Source organism: Paucilactobacillus vaccinostercus DSM 20634, assembly GCF_001436295.1.
Classification (GTDB): Bacteria; Bacillota; Bacilli; order Lactobacillales; family Lactobacillaceae; genus Paucilactobacillus; species Paucilactobacillus vaccinostercus.
Window position 1 is genome coordinate 22,881 of sequence record NZ_AYYY01000070.1, and the last position, 17,403, is coordinate 40,283.

The 17,403-nt window shown below is 42.0% G+C and carries 18 protein-coding genes and 1 other annotated feature; of the genes, 4 read left to right on the forward strand and 14 right to left on the reverse strand.

Annotated features, from left to right (window positions below; translation table 11 throughout):
• Nucleotides 1-25 precede the first annotated feature (25 nt).
• Together FC26_RS12090 and FC26_RS12945 are read left to right on the forward strand one after the other, a co-directional pair.
• Nucleotides 26-565, forward strand: a complete 540-nt coding sequence (locus FC26_RS12090; protein ID WP_057781236.1) for a VanZ family protein — start codon at nucleotides 26-28, stop codon at nucleotides 563-565.
• A 4-nt stretch (nucleotides 566-569) separates the two neighbouring features.
• Nucleotides 570-740, forward strand: a complete 171-nt coding sequence (locus FC26_RS12945; protein ID WP_164478258.1) for a hypothetical protein — start codon at nucleotides 570-572, stop codon at nucleotides 738-740.
• A gap of 46 nt (nucleotides 741-786) precedes the next feature.
• Here the strand turns inward: FC26_RS12945 and FC26_RS12095 are convergent, their stop codons facing one another.
• Nucleotides 787-1,233, reverse strand: a complete 447-nt coding sequence (locus FC26_RS12095) for an Hsp20/alpha crystallin family protein (protein WP_057781239.1) — start codon at nucleotides 1,231-1,233, stop codon at nucleotides 787-789.
• Between the two features lie 242 nt (nucleotides 1,234-1,475).
• Here FC26_RS12095 and FC26_RS12100 point away from each other — a divergent pair, with 242 nt between their 5' ends.
• Nucleotides 1,476-2,357 carry an aldo/keto reductase gene (locus FC26_RS12100; protein ID WP_057781242.1) on the forward strand — a complete coding sequence of 294 codons (882 nt, stop codon included), beginning with the start codon at nucleotides 1,476-1,478 and terminating at the stop codon, nucleotides 2,355-2,357.
• Nucleotides 2,358-2,417: 60 nt separating this feature from the next.
• Here the strand turns inward: FC26_RS12100 and tkt are convergent, their stop codons facing one another.
• The 8 genes from tkt to phoU (FC26_RS12140) all read right to left on the reverse strand — a co-directional run bounded on the left by tkt (nucleotide 2,418) and on the right by phoU (FC26_RS12140) (nucleotide 10,775).
• A complete protein-coding gene (tkt, locus tag FC26_RS12105; protein ID WP_057781245.1) occupies nucleotides 2,418-4,406 on the reverse strand; it encodes a transketolase in 1,989 nt (662 codons plus the stop codon).
• Between the two features lie 371 nt (nucleotides 4,407-4,777).
• The gene (phoU, locus tag FC26_RS12110) at nucleotides 4,778-5,464 is read right to left on the reverse strand and encodes a phosphate signaling complex protein PhoU (RefSeq protein ID WP_057781248.1); all 687 of its coding nucleotides are present in this window, start codon (nucleotides 5,462-5,464) and stop codon (nucleotides 4,778-4,780) included.
• A gap of 11 nt (nucleotides 5,465-5,475) precedes the next feature.
• The gene (gene pstB / locus FC26_RS12115; RefSeq protein ID WP_057781251.1) at nucleotides 5,476-6,231 is read right to left on the reverse strand and encodes a phosphate ABC transporter ATP-binding protein PstB; all 756 of its coding nucleotides are present in this window, start codon (nucleotides 6,229-6,231) and stop codon (nucleotides 5,476-5,478) included.
• A gap of 11 nt (nucleotides 6,232-6,242) precedes the next feature.
• Nucleotides 6,243-7,037: a phosphate ABC transporter ATP-binding protein PstB gene (pstB, locus tag FC26_RS12120; RefSeq protein WP_057781252.1), complete on the reverse strand. Its 795-nt coding sequence runs from the start codon at nucleotides 7,035-7,037 to the stop codon at nucleotides 6,243-6,245.
• A gap of 10 nt (nucleotides 7,038-7,047) precedes the next feature.
• Nucleotides 7,048-7,935: a phosphate ABC transporter permease PstA gene (pstA, locus tag FC26_RS12125; protein ID WP_057781255.1), complete on the reverse strand. Its 888-nt coding sequence runs from the start codon at nucleotides 7,933-7,935 to the stop codon at nucleotides 7,048-7,050.
• Complete coding sequence (gene pstC, locus FC26_RS12130; protein WP_057781258.1) at nucleotides 7,925-8,860, reverse strand: phosphate ABC transporter permease subunit PstC; 936 nt, start codon at nucleotides 8,858-8,860, stop codon at nucleotides 7,925-7,927. Before pstC ends, pstA begins: the two co-directional genes overlap by 11 nt.
• Nucleotides 8,861-8,906: 46 nt before the next feature.
• Nucleotides 8,907-9,803 (reverse strand): phosphate ABC transporter substrate-binding protein PstS family protein, encoded by an 897-nt coding sequence (locus FC26_RS12135; protein ID WP_057781261.1) that lies wholly within the window; start codon nucleotides 9,801-9,803, stop codon nucleotides 8,907-8,909.
• A 252-nt stretch (nucleotides 9,804-10,055) separates the two neighbouring features.
• Complete coding sequence (phoU, locus tag FC26_RS12140) at nucleotides 10,056-10,775, reverse strand: phosphate signaling complex protein PhoU (protein ID WP_057781264.1); 720 nt, start codon at nucleotides 10,773-10,775, stop codon at nucleotides 10,056-10,058.
• A 184-nt stretch (nucleotides 10,776-10,959) separates the two neighbouring features.
• On the opposite strand from phoU (FC26_RS12140), the gene FC26_RS12145 reads away from it, so the two are divergent.
• Nucleotides 10,960-11,691, forward strand: coding sequence for a winged helix-turn-helix transcriptional regulator (locus tag FC26_RS12145; protein ID WP_083483859.1), 732 nt, complete (start codon nucleotides 10,960-10,962; stop codon nucleotides 11,689-11,691).
• 42 nt (nucleotides 11,692-11,733) lie between these two features.
• On the opposite strand, the gene FC26_RS12150 is transcribed toward FC26_RS12145, so the two are convergent.
• From FC26_RS12150 to FC26_RS12170, 5 genes are all read right to left on the reverse strand, one after another.
• On the reverse strand, nucleotides 11,734-12,879 hold the full coding sequence (locus FC26_RS12150; RefSeq protein WP_057781267.1) for a 5-methyltetrahydropteroyltriglutamate--homocysteine S-methyltransferase: 1,146 nt from the start codon (nucleotides 12,877-12,879) through the stop codon (nucleotides 11,734-11,736).
• A 193-nt stretch (nucleotides 12,880-13,072) separates the two neighbouring features.
• Nucleotides 13,073-14,197: a vitamin B12 independent methionine synthase gene (locus tag FC26_RS12155; protein ID WP_057781270.1), complete on the reverse strand. Its 1,125-nt coding sequence runs from the start codon at nucleotides 14,195-14,197 to the stop codon at nucleotides 13,073-13,075.
• A 64-nt stretch (nucleotides 14,198-14,261) separates the two neighbouring features.
• Nucleotides 14,262-14,494: a binding site (T-box leader), on the reverse strand.
• 54 nt (nucleotides 14,495-14,548) lie between these two features.
• On the reverse strand, nucleotides 14,549-15,217 hold the full coding sequence (locus FC26_RS12160; RefSeq protein WP_235809518.1) for a GTP pyrophosphokinase: 669 nt from the start codon (nucleotides 15,215-15,217) through the stop codon (nucleotides 14,549-14,551).
• A gap of 312 nt (nucleotides 15,218-15,529) precedes the next feature.
• A complete protein-coding gene (locus FC26_RS12165; RefSeq protein WP_057781272.1) occupies nucleotides 15,530-16,015 on the reverse strand; it encodes a TetR/AcrR family transcriptional regulator in 486 nt (161 codons plus the stop codon).
• A 26-nt stretch (nucleotides 16,016-16,041) separates the two neighbouring features.
• On the reverse strand, nucleotides 16,042-17,301 hold the full coding sequence (locus FC26_RS12170; protein WP_057781275.1) for a YhgE/Pip domain-containing protein: 1,260 nt from the start codon (nucleotides 17,299-17,301) through the stop codon (nucleotides 16,042-16,044).
• Nucleotides 17,302-17,403 lie beyond the last annotated feature (102 nt).

The following is a 17,403-nucleotide window of genomic DNA, read 5'->3' on the forward strand; positions in this document are numbered from 1 at the left end:
AACAGTAACTTCGAGGAGTATGAACATGAAGATCTGGATTCCATTTATTTTAATTTGTTTATTATTGTTAGTGTTGCTCGTTAAACTGATTCGGCAACAGACTGACACGATCTGGCAAAAAATCACCCTTCTGACAAGTTGGGTCTATCTCTTTTTTATCTGTCGAATCTGCTTTGCTCCCGCACCGTTTTCTTTTCCTGCGGTTCATGAGATTCACTACTTTCTCATTCATGGGATGATTGTCAATCTCGTCCCTTTTCAGGCGATGGACACCGCCTTTTGGCTAAACGTCCTTATGACCGTCCCCGCCGGTATTTACTACATGTTAATCTTCAATCCACGCCGGTTGAGTGTTAAGGTATGGTTAGGCATTGGCACTGGTCTGACCATTGAAACAACCCAATTTATTATTAATTGGTTCGTCCAACTCGGCCGCTGGGTCGAGGTTGATGACCTAATTACAAATGCCTGTGGTGTCTGGATTGGTATGATCCTAATTTATGCTCTATCTCAGTTTAGCACCCGTCTACTTGTTAATAAGTTCAGTCTACATAATATGAGGTGAAAAAATGATTTCAAACGAACAACGTGCACATGATATTGCTCTTGCTCTCGCGTCTGCCAACACTAAGGGAGATCGACCCATTGATGCCTACCATACCTATATCAACTACCTTTTACCAATCCTAAAAGAAATTGACAAAGATTTTCCCAATGGCATTAAAGAACATTTAGGTTAATCTAATAAAAAGATCGAAGCGACTTTGCTTCGATCTTTTTATTTAATTATTCAATTTCAATGTGACTATCATTATCCACAGCCTGATCGAGTTTTGGTAGTGTCATACTGAGAACACCTTTTTCATACTTTGCGGTGATCTTATCCCGATCAACATCCGGCAGATGGTATTGACGACTAACCTGACCATAAGTGCGTTCACTATGAATCATGTTGCCTTTCTTATCACTATCATCACTGAAGCTGCTCCGGTGACCAGTAACAGCTAACATATCATTGGCATAGTTCAGGTGGATATCCGCCTTATCAAAGCCCGGTAAATCAATCTTTAATTGATATGCTTGATCTGTTTCCTTCACATCTGTTTTCATTGTGCCATGTTCCGGCGTTATTGAATAGAAAGCTTTTCCAAGGTTTGAGAAGAATCCGTCGTTCATCCAATCACCAAAATCACCAAAGAAATCGTCATGACGTTTTTGTAATCCATTTGCCATACTTATAACTTCCCTTCTTTATCTTGATTCCACTATCAATGCTAATCAGTTTGAACCATAAATTCAAACAAAACAGCTTACTTTTTGTTTGAATTATTTTATTCAAACCATAATTTTATTATAATTCCATTTTGTGAAAAGCTCTACTAATTTGCTTGCAATTTACTAATTCTGGAAGTTGGCTTTTTTTAGCCGAACCGCCTACAATAGACATAACTATTAGACCGAAAGGATGGAGATTTATGACAACACGCGTTTTAAAACCATCAATCCGCCTCAACAACCAAATTATGATGCCCCAATTAGGCCTCGGGGTATGGAAAGCAAGCAATCAGGATGCCGAAGAAGCTGTTCGGCTAGCCATAAAAAACGACTACGTCATGATTGATACTGCCAAACAATACGGTAATGAAGCCGGCGTTGGTAACGGAATCGTTCGGGGTCTTAAAGAAACACAACAAACCCGTGACGATGTTTTCATCACTACTAAGGTTTTCAGTGGTGACCAAGGGTATGATCAAACTCTGGCTGCCATCAACGGTCAGCTGGAACGTCTTCAAACCGACCACGTTGACTTGCTACTCATGCATTGGCCAGTTAACGACTTATACAATGAAACTTGGCGGGCAATGGAATCCATCTATCGTCAGGGTAAAGCCCTCGCAATTGGCGTCTGCAACTTTGATGTGGAGCGTCTAACTGACCTCCTTCGACACGCATCCATCACCCCAGCGGTTAATCAAATCGAATTCAATCCGCGAATTCATCAACAAGCAGTTGTTGATCTCTGTCGGGTACAGGGCATTCAGGTTGAGGCTTGGTCCCCTCTCGGTAATGGACAGTCAATTAGTAATCCCCTCATTGGAAAAATCGCGACCGCCCATCAAAAAACAGCTGCTCAAATCATCCTTCGTTGGGAAACACAACAAGGCCTGATTGTAATTCCAAAATCTGTGCATGAATCACGCATGATTGAAAATGCTGCAATTGACGATTTTGACCTGACAGCCGATGAAATGGCCCAAATTAGTTCACTAAATACCGAAGAACATTCTCGGTGGTATGATAATTATCAATGGTATGGCAATCCAGATGGAGATCCTAATTTCATCATGCAAGCCTAGCAATCAACACAAAAGGACGCCCCCAATTTTGGAGGCGTCCTTTTTATATTCATTTTTTAATTAAAATAGTGAATTAACCGCAGCAGCCACTTTTTCTGGCGTGAACCCAAAGCGTTCCACAACTGCCGCTCCATTCCCACTTTCACCGAATGTTGAAATTCCGAGGCTGATCCCATCTAAACCGACGTATTTACCCCATGTTTGGGTAACGCCCATTTCAACAGACACCCGCTTACGAACATCATTTGGTAAAACCGATTCCTTGTATTCAGCAGATTGACGGTCAAATTCTTTTTGATCTGGCATTGAAACAACTGATACGTCCTTACCTTCAGCAGCTAGCCGTTGTTGAGCTTCAATACTTAAACTAACTTCAGATCCACTAGCAATCAGGATCGCTTCCGGCTGTTCACCCTTTTGTGGTGAAACTACATATGCGCCATGTGCCAACCCGGTTGGGTTCTCGATAGCTCCCTTGAGGGCGGGTAATCCTTGACGGGTTAGGATCAATACGGTTGGGTGATCTGTAGATTGCAAGGCTTTTTCCCATGCTTGAGCGACTTCGTTACCATCAGCTGGCCGGATCACATCCAAATTAGGAATTGCTTGTAATCCTGCAAGTTGTTCCACAGGTTCGTGTGTTGGGCCATCTTCTCCGACCGCAATTGAGTCATGGGTAAAGACATAGGTTACTGGTAATTTTTGCAGTGCTGCTAATCGGAGTGCTGACCGCATATAATCTGAGAAAACCATGAAGGTACTCCCATAGACACGGGTTCCACCATGTAAAGCAATTCCATTAACGGCTGCCGCTTCAGCGAATTCACGAACCCCAAACCAGAGATTCCGGCTCGTTGGATTGTCCTTACTAAACCGATCTGAGTCGTCGATCTGAGTTTTATTAGAGCTAAACAGATCCGCAGAACCGCCCCACAGTGTGGGCACATTTTCAGCTAAGCTTTGGAGCACTTCAGCCCCCGTTTTCCGAGTTGCTTGTGTGTCACCGACTTCATAATGTGGTAAGAAATCAAAGTTAGCCGGTACCTTGCCTGCCAATGCTTGGTCAAATTGTGCAGCTAATTCTGGGAATTGTTGATGGTACTTCACAATCATATCGTGCCAATCATCTTCTGACTGAGCACCCCGTTTGGCGATTCCGTTAGCAAATTGCTCATAAACCGCATCTTCGACAGTGAACGCAGGCTGATCCCAATCGTAGAAGCGACGGAGTTCAACTAATTCGTCATCCTTCAGTGGTGCTCCATGAACTTTGTGAGTCCCGGCATTAGGTGCACCGTGACCAATTTCCGTCTTAATTTCAATAATAGTTGGTTGATCATGTTGTTGCTTAGCAGCTTCGATTGCCTTGGCAATTGCTTCCAAGTCATCGCCATCTTCCACCCGCAAATAGTTCCAGTGGTAGGCTTCAAAACGTTCTTGAATATTTTCGTTAAAGGCATTACTGAGGGGGCCATCCAGTGAAACATCATTTGAATCATACAGCACAATCAATTTATCCAAACCATAGTGGCCGGCTAAACTGGCTGCTTCATGAGAGATGCCTTCCATTAAGTCGCCATCCCCGCAAATCGCATACGTATAGTGATCAATCACAGGAAATTCAGGCTTGTTGTAGGTTGCTCGTAAGTGGACTTCTGCCATCGCCATCCCCACAGCCATTCCAATTCCTTGACCCAACGGCCCAGTGGTTGCATCAACGCCATCGGTCCAGCCATGTTCTGGATGACCAGGGGTCTTGCTATCAAGTTGACGGAATTGTTTTAAATCGTCAATGCCCAACTGAAAGCCAGACAAGTGAAGTAGACTGTACAGCATTGCTGATCCGTGACCAGCAGAAAGCACAAAGCGGTCGCGATTGATCCACTGGCTATCCTTAGGGTTAGTGTTCAAAAACTTTTGCCACAGAACATAGGCCATTGGTGCAGCACCAAGTGGTAAACCAGGATGGCCTGAATTGGCAGCTTGAACTTGGTCAACACTCAACATTCGTAAATTAGTCACACTTAATTGATCTGTTTCATTAAACATATTTGAATTCCTCCAACGATTTTGATTGTCATTATGACTGCTAAATTTTTAAAGTTAATTACCTCTGGCATGTAAATATCATACCAGTTCATATTGGTATACGCAATAATTTTAATAAAAAACTTGTTTTTTAGCCTTTTTGGCAACCACTCTTCTTAATTGGTATAGATATATTGAAATCATTAGTAGATCCTTTAGCATTAAAAATAGGTTAAAATACAGTTTAACATATTCTCATTTTACCCGATATATCAATTTTTCAATCGATTGCACAAATTCTGTGACTTCTTTTAATTTTGATCTTAAAACGCAAAAATAGTTCGTGATATGATTTTAACCATCACGAACTATTTTTAATCACTTTCAAAAAATTAATTCTGCAATAACTCTGGTGAAATTTTCCCAGCATTTAATTCAACAATTTTTCCCGATTGATTATAAACAACCCACTCGCATAGGTTGACGATATGGTCCCCGATCCGTTCTAATAAACGATCAATCATCAAATAACTGGATCCCCGTTCGGCTGTTGTCTCTTGGGATTCAATCGCATTGGTCACAGCCTTCCGAATATCGATATACTGTTGATCGATTTTTAAATCTTTTTCAGCACCTTTACGGGCCTGCCGTTCATCACGATTAACATAGGCATCCATGACTTGCTCTAACATCTTTCGAATGTCACCGGCCATTTTACCAATTTGTTTTTCAATTTTGACATCGTTTTTTTGATCACTCGTGTTCAGCGTTTCGCGGGCAATGTTGACAGCATGATCCCCAATGCGCTCTAAATCTGAACTGGCCTTTAGAATACTGATAATTTCTCGAAAATCAGACGCCACCGGTTGTTGTAGGGCGATTAATTTAAGGGCTTCTTTTTCAAGAAAAATTTCCTCACTGTTTGTCCGCTGGTCGTCATCGATGACCTGCTGAGCCAGTTTTTTATCATACTGAGTAAAGGCCGAGGTCGCCTGATAAATTTGTTCGCTAATGTTAATCCCCATCTCCATAAATCGCCCGTGCAACTTTTTGAGCTCATCTGAAAATAATTCTCTCATCTCATTTCCCCCTACCCAAATTTCCCATTTAAATAATCACTAGTTTCTTGCCGGTCTGGTCGCATGAACATTTTTTCTGTATTATCAAACTCAATCAAATTACCGTTTAGAAGAAAAGCCGTTTTATCAGAAATGCGAGAAGCCTGTTGCATATTATGGGTCACAATGATGATGGTATAGTCACTCCGAATTGCGGCTAGTGTATCTTCAATTTTAGCGCTTGAGATCGGATCCAATGCGCTAGTTGGCTCATCCATTAAAATAATATCTGGTTCGACCGCTAGCACACGTGCCACACAAATTCGCTGTTGCTGACCACCTGAAAAGGCCAGCGCACTTTTATGCAACGAATCTTTAACCTCATCCCAAATTGCAGCTTGTTTAAGGGTTGTTTCCACCCGTTCATCAAGACGCTGCTTATCTTTCACACCCTCTAAACGCAGGCCGTAAACGACATTTTCATAAACCGATAACGGAAATGGGTTGGGTTGCTGGAACAGCATGCCGACTCGTTTACGTAGATTAACGACATCCGTGTTAGGCGAATAGATATCTTGCCCGTTCAACTTCAGACTCCCAGTCACTGTTGTGTTGGGAATCAGATCGTTCATTCGATTTAAACACCTGAGGTACGTTGACTTACCACACCCCGATGGTCCAATCAGGGCAGTAATTTCGTTTTTTTCAAAATTCAGATTAATCCCATGGAGTGCCTCAGTTTCGCCGTAATACAAATGGACATCTTCAGTAGTAATCACGCTGCTCATTGCCAGTCCTCCTAACCAAAATTCCCAGAAATATAATCTTCAGTGGCCCGCACATGGGGATTCGTAAACACATTTTCCGTTTCATCATACTCAATAACATGACCCATATGCAAAAACGCGGTATAGTTACTAATTCGGGACGCTTGTTGCATATTATGCGTCACAATAATAATGCTGAACTGATCGCTCAGTGTTTTTAGTGTCTCTTCTAACTTAGCCGTTGAAATCGGATCCAGCGCGCTTGCCGGTTCATCCAGCAGTAAAATATCTGGCTGCATTGCAATTGAGCGTGCAATACAAAGCCGCTGAGCCTGCCCACCTGATAATGCCAGTGCACTTTGATCTAGCTTATCCTTGACTTCGTCCCACAAGGCAACACCTTTAAGACTCGTTTCTAGTCGCATTTCCAGTTCATCTTTATCCGTCATACCGTTTTTTTTCAGGGCAAACGTCAAGTTCTCTCGAATGGACTTGGCAAACGGATTTGGTCTTTGAAATACCATTCCAATATGTCGGCGAAGCTCATAAACATTGATTTTGGGGTTATTAATATCCGTATCGCGGTACATAATTTGACCGCCGACCGTGGCAATTTTATCGTTCATCCGATTAAAGCACCTCAGATACGTCGATTTTCCGGAACCGGATGCGCCAATCAGTGAGGTGATTTTATACCGGGGGAAATTTAAATCAGCGGCATGAATCACATGATTCGTTCCATACGAGACTGTTACCTGTTTCGCCGAAAGTGCGGATTCTTTCTGTGGATTAATAATATAGGTTTCATCTAAATTATAATTTTTCATTCTCTCACCTTTATTTTGTGGCCGTCATTTTACGATACGTATAACTTCCGAGTGCCCGAGCACCTAAATTAAAGATCAAAATGACAATAATTAGAACCGCTGAGGCTCCACTTGAAATTTGGTGGGCATCTGGTGTCACCCCTTCAGTATTCAATTTCCAAATATGCACCGCTAACGTTTCTGCCGGTCTCATGGGGTTCAAAAAACTCGTCGGGCTGAGCGGATTAAAGTTCAAATAATCCACTACCGGGGCACTTTGCCCAGCGGTATAGATCAAAGCCGCCGCCTCGCCGAAGACCCGGCCAGCACACAAAATAATTCCCGTGATGATTCCTGGTAATGCCGCAGGTAGTATAATTCCCGTCACGGTTTTCCAGCTCGATAGTCCTAGTGACATTCCAGCTTCACGCTGCAGGTTCGGTACCGTCCGCAAGGATTCTTCAATTTGACGAGTTAGCAGCGGTAAGTTGAAAAAAGTTAGTGCAATCGCACCAGCCAAGATAGAGAACCCAAACCCAAATTTAATGACGAATAGGAGGTAGCCAAACAGACCAACAACCACTGATGGCAGTGAGCTTAACACTTCAATCATGGTTCTGATAACATTAGTAATCCAGTTATCACTCGCATACTCGGATAAATAAATTCCCGCACCCAATGCGATTGGGAAAGAAATCAGCAATGTCAAAATTAACAGGTACAGCGAATTAAATAATTGGTCCCGAATACCACCACCCGCACTAAATGCTTGTGCTTCCGCTGTGATAAAGTGCCAAGAAATATTCGGTACGCCATTAAATAGAATGTACCCAATCAGGCCGATTAAAATTAATACCACAATCACAACGAGTCCAAATATTGTACCAGTTGCAATCTGATTTGATCGTTTAGGATTCATACTTATGCTTCCCCCAATTACCAATAACTCTAACGACAAGGTTAAAGACTAACGACATGAGTAACAAGATTAATGCTAATGACCAGAGCGCATTATTTTGCATCGTCCCCATGACCGTATTGCCAATTTGAGTTGTTAACTGACTTGTCAGCGTTGACGACGGTGAGACTAAGCTCGTTGGCATTAACACCGCATTACCAATCACCATTTGTACAGCTAGCGCTTCACCGAATGCCCGCGCCATTCCAAAGATGATTGCCGTTAAAATTCCAGGAGTCGCCGTTTTCAGAACCACTTTTCGAATTGTTTGCCAACGAGTCGCCCCTAATGCTAATGAGGCCTGCCGGTAATGAACGGGCACTGCTCGTAAGCTATCAACAGATAACGAGGTCACCGTTGGTAAAATCATGACAAACAATACCAATGTGCCAGATAAAATCCCAAACCCAGTGCCACCGAAAATATGGCGTACTGTTGGTACAATCACTGATAACCCGACAAACCCATAGACGACAGATGGAATACCAACTAGCAACTCTGTTACGGATTGAAGTAACTTGGTCCCTCGTTTAGGTGAGATTTCGGTCATGAAGACGGCCATGCCGATCGCGAACGGTGTGGCTACAAGCGCTGCTAAAATTGTGACACCAAATGATGTGACAATCATTGGTAACGCGCCGACTTCTGGATTTCCGTGACTATCAAGCATCCCCGGATTCCAATTTGTACCCGATAAAAATTGCCCCAGCTTAACATGGTTCTGTGTAAAAGTAGCAATTCCACGTGAAGTAATAAAGTACAAAATGCAGCCGACCAATACTGTGATAAGGCCAATACATACGTAACAAATTGTTTTTCCGAAATAATCTTCGCGTGTCGCTTTAGATGATTTCATCAAACGCACTTGAATATTATCTTTATCCATCGTAACCCTCCTAGAGCTTGCCGTTTTGGGGTATTGCAGCTATTTCTTAATTCTTATTATCGGTAACATTGTTGTTCGCATCCTTAGATACCTTCATATCGTGAATGCTAATATAACCCATTTTTTTCACTAACCCATTTTGCTGTTTCTTCGCGTCAATATAGGCTAGAAATTCTTTGGTTGCTTTATTTGGTTGACCCTTAGTATACATATGTTCATATGACCAAATTTTCCAGTCATTTGTTTCTACATTCGCATCGGTTGGTTTCACATTATCAATTGAAAGTGCTTGAAGTGAATCGTTAACGTATGAGAAAGCTAAGTAACTAATTGCGCCTGGGGTTGTTGAGACAATTTTTTGAACCGTTCCGTTAGAATCTTGTTCTTGAGATTTGACGGCCGTTTCACCATTTAAAACGGCTGCTTCAAACGTGGCACGGGTTCCACTACCTTTAGCCCGGTTAACGACCGTAATTTTTTCGTTTTTACCACCTAATTGTTTCCAGTTGGTAATCTTGCCTGTAAAAATTTGTTTTAGCTGGTCCATCGACACATTCTTAACACCAACGTCCTTGTTAACGACCGGGGTCATTCCAACAACGGCAACTTTGTGGTCAACTAACTTACTTGCTTTAATACCACTTTGTTGTGAAGCAAAAATATCAGAATTACCAATTTGAACGGATCCCTCTTGGACTTGACTTAATCCTGTCCCCGATCCGCCTCCTTGAACGGAAATGTTGACGCCTTTGTTCTGAGATTGATAATTAGATGCAGCCTTTTCAACTAATGGTTGTAGTGCGGTTGAGCCAACCGCCGTGATCTTGGCTGATGCTGAGGAACTGCTACTACTAGCACTCCCACCGCCATTACCACATGCCGCTAAACCAATCGTTACGACTCCCAACGCTGCAACTGTTGCAAAAAATCTCTTCTTATTCATCATTCTGATCTCCCTTTCAAATGATTACTGGTTGTCTGAACTTGGTACATTCTTAATATAAACAACGAACGTAAATATCTAGTCATATTTATGTAAAAAAGATGTAAATCATTTTTCCGCCACCGAGCCCGCGATTTTGAGCGTGCATCCACACAAAAAAGGACTGAACAAAAAATAAATTTCTGTTCGGTCCCTAAACTTTCATCTATTGATACCACACCACTTGAGATCATCTGAGTAGTTCTTTGTAACCTATTGATTCAGCTCTTGTTCCGAGTTATTCAATAATGTATGCAACATTTCTGGATCTGATTTACCCGGGTTAAGCTCAACTAATTCCCCGGTTCGACTATAAACAATCCATTCTGACAAGTTAACAATGTGATCACCAACCCGCTCTAATAACCGTGATACCATGAGGTAACTAGAACTGGCCGTAATCGTTTTAGCATCCTGCCGCATTGCGGCGGTAATGCTGTCACGTACTAAAATATACTGTTTATCGACTTCCAAATCGGCGGCAGCTCCTTCACGCGCGACTTTTTCATCTGCTTGGGCATACGCATCCAATACTTTTTCTAGCATGCTCCGAACCGAAGCCGTCATCTCGGCAATCGCATTTTCAATTCCCACAACTCGTTGACTACCACTAACGCGAATCGTTTCGCGTGCAATATTAACGGCATGATCACCGATTCGTTCCAAATCTGAACTGGCCTTTAAAATACTAATAATTGAGCGAAAATCATCCGCCACAGGCTGCTGTAGCGCCATTAAATTCAACGCCTGAACTTCCAACCCAGTTTCTTCTTCATTAGTAGTTTGATCTTGTTCTATGACATGTTGTGCGAGCTCCTTATCGTGGTCAATAAACGCCTTTGTTGCTTGATAGATCTGTTCACTGACGTTAATTCCCATTTCAATAAAGTGCCACTTTAGCTTTTTTAATTCATCCGAAAATAATCCGTCCATTGAGACACCCTCCATTATTACAGTATGATCCAGTTAAACGTTACTGCTATTATACCCATACTAATGTAAAGATTATGTAAATATCTGGACATAAATTTAATTTTATGCCATTAATAATGGGTAGACTAGTTTTAATGTTTTGTTTATTTGATTAGAAATTCGGCTCATTATTGGAGGAGTCACTTTGATTAAGCATTTATTATTAATGACGAAACAGTTACCACTATTCATTCCGATCAATGCCTATTGCAACGAACAAAATTGGTTCGTTCACAACACAACCAGTTCTGACGAAGCGTTAACGATTCTAAAAACGCAAACTGTGGCGGCTGTGCTATGGGATACGACATCGGTTGACTTTAATGAGACACTCACGGCGATCTCACATATGCGTGAAAAAGTGATGATCCCCATTATTATGCTCGCTAAAGAGCGCAACCCAGAACAGATGCAACAACTATTCCACCACCATGTCGATGACTACCTCGTTGAACCCTTTGATTACCCAGAGATCATTGCAATTCTTAAACAACGATTTTGGTTATATGATCAGATCACTGATGCTAATACTGAGTCACCGGACACTGCTCACCAAACGGTTGAACCGTCAGCCCCCAAGCAACTCACCTTCAATAACCTCACCATTGATCTTCAGCACTATCGGGTATTGCGAGATGATCAGGATCTAGGACTCACCCCGAAAGAATTCAAGCTACTCCACTACCTAATCCAACATCCTAATCAAGTTCTTAGTCGGGAACAACTATTACAGGGCGTCTGGGATTACGATATCTTAGGTAACTCACGAATGGTCGATATTCACATCAGTCATTTACGCGATAAAATTGAGCCAGATCCTCAAAATCCAATCTGGCTTCAAACCGTCCGTGGCTTCGGTTACGTTCTTAAAAACTAAAAAATCGATTTACCATGATCGGTAAATCGATTTTTTGTTTGTCTAAGCGCCCCAAACCTCTTCAGCAACGTCTTTAACCAATTGGATCTTGGCCCATTGCTGATCTTCAGTGAGAATATTCCCCTCTTCAGTCGAAGCAAATCCACATTGTGTACTCAAACATAGTCGATCCAACGGAACATACTTAGCTGCTTCATGGATTCGATCAATGACAGTTTGCTTATCTTCTAGTTCACCAGATTTAGAAGTGATCAGTCCTAACACCACAAGTTGATCATCTTGAATCTGAGCAAGCGGTTCGAAACCACCTGAACGATCATTGTCATATTCAAGAAAGAATGCATGCACTTTTTCTCGAGTGAATAGAGGTTCCGCAACACTTTCGTAACCACCAGCTGAGGCCCATGTTGAATGATAATTTCCACGGCAATCATGCGTATTCACAATCAGATCCTCTGGTAATCCCTCAATAAAGGCATTATTTACGTTTACATATAGTTCCTTGTTCTTGTCAATTTCGGCTTGGTCAATTTTATTTGTTCCATCCTTGGCACCAGCATGGAATCCAGCTAACATCCCCCAAGTACAATCATCCAGCTGTAATACCCGCAAGCCGGCATCGTAAAGATCAAGTGCCACCTGTTGATAAGCTTTGGCAATGTCCGCAATCAAATCAGCTTCTGATGAATAGTACTTGTTGGTGGCTTCAATATTTTCAGGACGGTATAATTCGGCAATGAACTGTGCGGGGGCTGGAATCGTTTGTTTAGCCGTCTTTGGATCAGCTAAATGCGCTCGCAGGAATTTAAAATGGTCAACGAATGGATGATTGGTCCCCGTAATTTTACCACTCAAGCGTGCCGTTTCAGCCCGCGTTTCTTCATCATTAAAGATGTAGCCCTGGTCCAGTGCCGTCTTCTCCACACCATTTAAGCCCCAGAAAAAGTCTAAGTGCCACCAGCTGCGACGAAATTCACCATCAGTAATTGATTGTAGTCCCGCAGCTTCTTCTTTCTTGATTAATTCAATAATTGATTGATCCTCGACCTGCTTTAAATCGGCTGCTGCAATGTTTCCAGCGGCATACTGCTTACGAGCGGCCTTTAATGCTGCGGGACGTAAGAAGCTTCCCACGACATCAAAACGAAAAGGTGAAGTTGTACGGTTTGTTAAAGTTTGTTCTGTCATTATTAAATTCCTCCAAATAGTAAAAACTTAAGTAAGTCGTCTGTTTAATCAACTAATCGAACGAACCGTACATGACTTGATCACCAATGCCGTCTCCTAATAGAAAACAGGCGGTCGTCGTCTTATTGGAATGTAAGTAGTAAATGATTTGTAACCGCATGTTTTCACTTCCCTTCAAGTTAATCTTTAGTATTTAAGCGTCCCAAATTTCGTCAGCAATCGACTTTACCAGATCAATTTTGGCCCACTGTTGTTCCTCAGTCAAAACATTGCCTTCTTCAGTTGAGGCAAATCCACATTGTGTCGATAAAGCTAGGTTAGCCAACGGAACATATTGCGTCGCTTCATGAATCCGGTTGATCACTGCTTGCCGATCTTCCAACTGACCATCCTTCGATGTAATAAGTCCCAACACAATCTTTTTGTCAGTCCGTCCATTAAAAATTGTCTTTAATGGTTCAAAATCGCCATCACGGTCACTATCATATTCAAGGAAGAACCCATCGTAATCCAGTTGTCCTAAATATTGGGCAACGGCTTCATACCCACCCGAAAAGAGAAAGGTCGACTTAAAGTTACCACGGCAAATATGCGTTGTTACGGTTAAATCTTCTGGTAAGCCAGCCAATAATTCGTTAATCACCCGCGTTGATTCTTCAGCCAACGTAACGTATTTAGCGTGTTCTGCTGGTTGATCCTTGGTTTCATTTAACTTACTAATTAAAAAGGCCCAAGTCGTATCATCAATCTGAATGTAGCGTGCGCCTAACTCGTAGAAGTGCAGAATCGTTTGTTGGTAGGCATCTGCCAATGCATGAAGGTATTCATCACGAGTATCATAAAACTGTGGCCAGTTATCTGATCGATTGTCTCGGAAGAGCATTGATGGAGATGGAATTGTTTGTTTAGCAACGGTTCCTGCTGGGACGATTGAATTTAAATATTCAAAGGCCGCGAAAAACGGATGATTGGGATTGTAACTCACTTTACCGGTTAATTCGGCGTTATCCGTTCGTGTCTTAGCACCCTTAAACTTATAGCTGGCCTTGTAATCGTACTTGGCCACGCCATTAAGACCCCAGAGAAAATCTAAATGCCACCAGCTACGACTAAATTCACCATCAGTCAACCCCTTCAGGCCATGCTGTGCTTCAGTGGCGACCAGTTTTTGAATTTCTGTTTGTTGAATCGCTTTGAAGTCTTCATCCGTCAAGTCACCAGCACGGTGCTTAGCTAAAGCATCCTTCAATGCAGGTGTCCGTAAAAAACTACCAACAATGTCGTAACGATATGGGCCAATTTTAGTTTGTGTTGTCATAATTTTTGATCTCCTTGTTATTTAAAAAAGTATAAAAAAAATCCCTACTTCTGCATTATGCAAAAGTAAGGACGATCTCTCGTGTTACCACCTTAATTTAGAATGTATTCACATACACTCCCTCGCTGAGTACAATCATACTCGCACGCGGTAATGGGCGTCCCCATGAATGCCTCGCATACGCTCAACATTCCTCACTTCAAGACCATATTCACAATCACCAACCTTACCCCTTTTCACCAACCAGAGGCTCTCTAAAAAGGTGTTAACTGCTACTCATCTTTTCATCGTTTTTTAATATTTATGTTGTTATTATCATAAAACGCTCATAATTAAATGTCAATTACTTTTTTACTGATCTTCTTTTTCACTCCAAATATCATCACGCAAATGATCCATCTTTTGATCCAAATGGGCCACATAGGTCGCAGTGTGCGAGAGATCCTCGCGAATCATCTGCTTATTGGGAATATCTTTTTTATAGTTTAATTCGTGTTCGACGGATGCCCAAAAATTCATTGCAATCGTTCGAATTTGAATTTCAACAGCAATATTTTCGGTTCCATTCGTCAAATAAATTGGCACAGTCACAATCAAATGTAAACTACGATACCCGTTTTCTTTGGGATGCTTAATATAGTCTTTTTTAGTGACAACCTTAATATCCGGCTGCTCAAGCAACATGTCTTCCAGCGTATACACGTCACTAATAAACCGCGTAATCACTCGGACTCCGGCAATATCATGCAGTTGGTTAAAAATTGTATCACGCGTTTTTGGTAAGTGTTTTCGATCAACCTTTTCCAAAATACTATCCGGTGTTTTGATACGATGCTGCATGCTATCCACTAAATCATAGTCGTTTTGTAGTTTAAACTCGCGACTTAAAAAATTAAGCTTATCAATTACAAAATCCATCGCTGTTCGGTAACGAATCATAAAACTTTCAGCTAACTTCATCGAATCCGCAATCGTCCGATGATCTACGATATCGTCATAGAATGCTCGATTATCCATCATTATTTTATTGTACCCCATTTTTAGTAGCCCATTATTTTTAACTCATAACCCGTATATCGGTATTATAACGTTATTTCACCGAAATTTGTATGGAATTACTCAGACAAATTTTGGTGCAGTCATTATTGATCCGGACCATTTTCTATTAGCGCTGATCCCCACAATTAGGGCGTAACCCGTGACACAGAAACGTCGTCACTTGCTGCACAACTTGTTGTTGATTCAGATTGGGCTGATCCGTCATGATTCGCGGTAATATAGCCCCTAGCCATACCGACAAAATTAGCCGTAAAATATCATAACCAGCCCAGTTTACAACTCGCCGCTTACTTGGTAACGCGTAAATAATTCATTTATCGTACTATTTTGAAATAATTGTTGCCGTTTTTCCGCTAATTGTGCTCGAATCAATGGCTGATTAAGCGCCTCCCGATACAACACTCGTAATTGCAATCGGTTTTGATCGACAAATGCCAATCTTTCCTGAAAAATGGTGGTCAACACTTCCGTAAAACTCATAGCCGTTTTGGCCTGAAATTCCGCTAAGAGCGCGTCAAACGACTCAGGCACCACATGGTTGATCATTGGTGTCACAACCGCAGCTAGCAGCGACGCTTTATCGGGAACTATGTTTTCAGAAACACCTGACATGCGTGCAATATCATGGGCAGTGGTTTTTTCGAAGCCCTTAGCAGAAAAGAGCGTCAAGCTTGCTCGCAAGACGCCCTTTTGGGGTTCAGATAAGTGTAATTGATTCAGGGTTTCAGCAAAAATGGTTTCAATCATTTGATGATTCATTCGTCAACACTCCCTTTCAATCAATACTACTTTAAAATTCCTTGACGATCCTTCTTTAGAGGTAATAGATAGATCAAAATCAAGGCCACCACACCGATAATGCCGATCACCCACGCAGAACTCATCGTCGTCGCCGACCCGTTCGTAAAGTACAGGGCATTGGTAATCATATCTGCACTAAAGCGCATCGGAATCCAACTGTAAATCCAGTTTCGGTAAAGGGCCGGCATAATTTCTGGCGCATAGGCTAACACTGCTGCCGCGCATAACCATAGCACAATAATCAACGGCCAGCCTTTAAATCCGGCCCAGTCAAGAATACAGGTTTGCAACAAGAAGAAGACAAATACATTGCCCATTAGAATCCAAATGAATTCGCTGGCATTGGGTACCGCCATCGCAAAACAGGTATGGGCAAAAAAGTAAAATGATAGCGCCACGACAACACTCATCACCGCACCAGCTAATAACTGACTGGTAATGTGCTTAATCGTCCAACGACCATTCGGTTTATTTTTATGGTAAACCCGCCATAACAGCATTGATCCGATTAGTGACCCCAACCAGGCAAAGACGATGGTTAACATCGGTGCAGCACCACTAACACTCTTACTTGGGATTTTGTTAACTTTTTTTTGCGTTACCTTGATTGGATTAGAAATTGTCTGCCAACTCGCCGCCGAAAGACTAACGTCGTTTTGCTGAAGAACTGTTTTTTCCTGCTGACTAATTTTCTGGTTCATCGCATTGCCCATAGCTGGTAAGGCCGTCGTAAGGGCTTGCGCCACGGTTGCGTTCATCCCCTGATTCACGATTACCGTCATCTTTGCACTCGTTGGTGTTTGGGCGAGTTGTGCTTCTGCAGCCTTAATTTGCGGTGACAAACTCGTTGTCAATGCAGCATTCTTTTGCACCATCGCCGTCAGTTTATCTTTTGTGACCAACGCCTTTAAATAGTTCTGAGACTGTCCCAATTGTTGAGAAAAATCATGATCAATAATGAGCGCGCCATAGTATTTTTTATCATTAAATCCCTGTTTGAGATCTTTTTGATGTTTGACGACAACCCATTTAATTTGAGCGTCATGACCCGCAAATTTCTTTTTTAGCTGCTTCACTAACTTCGTACTGGTTTGCCCAGAATCCTCATTCACAAGTGCCACTGGAACTTGATGGAGCTTAATATTATTTTTAACTCCAATTTGTAGAAATGAAAAAATACCAATTATCGCGATCACCGCTACCATCGCAAGCCAAACTCCTGCCTGTTTGAATATTTTAAACATCTTTTTATTCCCCCTTCTCTTTGCTTTCATAAAAAGTATAGAGGGCGCATTCATCTGGCTCAAGTTGCATTTCCTTGTACAACGGGTCCTTATCTGTACATA

What these genes read in the sequence shown, in the direction of transcription:
- FC26_RS12090 (WP_057781236.1), top strand. Translation starts at nt 26, where the DNA reads ATGAAGATCTGGATTCCATTTATTTTAATTTGTTTATTATTGTTAGTG.
- FC26_RS12945 (WP_164478258.1), top strand. Translation starts at nt 570, where the DNA reads ATGATTTCAAACGAACAACGTGCACATGATATTGCTCTTGCTCTCGCG.
- FC26_RS12095 (WP_057781239.1), bottom strand. Translation starts at nt 1,233, where the DNA reads ATGGCAAATGGATTACAAAAACGTCATGACGATTTCTTTGGTGATTTT.
- FC26_RS12100 (WP_057781242.1), top strand. Translation starts at nt 1,476, where the DNA reads ATGACAACACGCGTTTTAAAACCATCAATCCGCCTCAACAACCAAATT.
- tkt (WP_057781245.1), bottom strand. Translation starts at nt 4,406, where the DNA reads ATGTTTAATGAAACAGATCAATTAAGTGTGACTAATTTACGAATGTTG.
- phoU (WP_057781248.1), bottom strand. Translation starts at nt 5,464, where the DNA reads ATGAGAGAATTATTTTCAGATGAGCTCAAAAAGTTGCACGGGCGATTT.
- pstB (WP_057781251.1), bottom strand. Translation starts at nt 6,231, where the DNA reads ATGAGCAGCGTGATTACTACTGAAGATGTCCATTTGTATTACGGCGAA.
- pstB (WP_057781252.1), bottom strand. Translation starts at nt 7,037, where the DNA reads ATGAAAAATTATAATTTAGATGAAACCTATATTATTAATCCACAGAAA.
- pstA (WP_057781255.1), bottom strand. Translation starts at nt 7,935, where the DNA reads ATGAATCCTAAACGATCAAATCAGATTGCAACTGGTACAATATTTGGA.
- pstC (WP_057781258.1), bottom strand. Translation starts at nt 8,860, where the DNA reads ATGGATAAAGATAATATTCAAGTGCGTTTGATGAAATCATCTAAAGCG.
- FC26_RS12135 (WP_057781261.1), bottom strand. Translation starts at nt 9,803, where the DNA reads ATGAATAAGAAGAGATTTTTTGCAACAGTTGCAGCGTTGGGAGTCGTA.
- phoU (WP_057781264.1), bottom strand. Translation starts at nt 10,775, where the DNA reads ATGGACGGATTATTTTCGGATGAATTAAAAAAGCTAAAGTGGCACTTT.
- FC26_RS12150 (WP_057781267.1), bottom strand. Translation starts at nt 12,879, where the DNA reads ATGACAGAACAAACTTTAACAAACCGTACAACTTCACCTTTTCGTTTT.
- FC26_RS12155 (WP_057781270.1), bottom strand. Translation starts at nt 14,197, where the DNA reads ATGACAACACAAACTAAAATTGGCCCATATCGTTACGACATTGTTGGT.
- FC26_RS12160 (WP_235809518.1), bottom strand. Translation starts at nt 15,217, where the DNA reads ATGATGGATAATCGAGCATTCTATGACGATATCGTAGATCATCGGACG.
- FC26_RS12165 (WP_057781272.1), bottom strand. Translation starts at nt 16,015, where the DNA reads ATGAATCATCAAATGATTGAAACCATTTTTGCTGAAACCCTGAATCAA.
- FC26_RS12170 (WP_057781275.1), bottom strand. Translation starts at nt 17,301, where the DNA reads ATGTTTAAAATATTCAAACAGGCAGGAGTTTGGCTTGCGATGGTAGCG.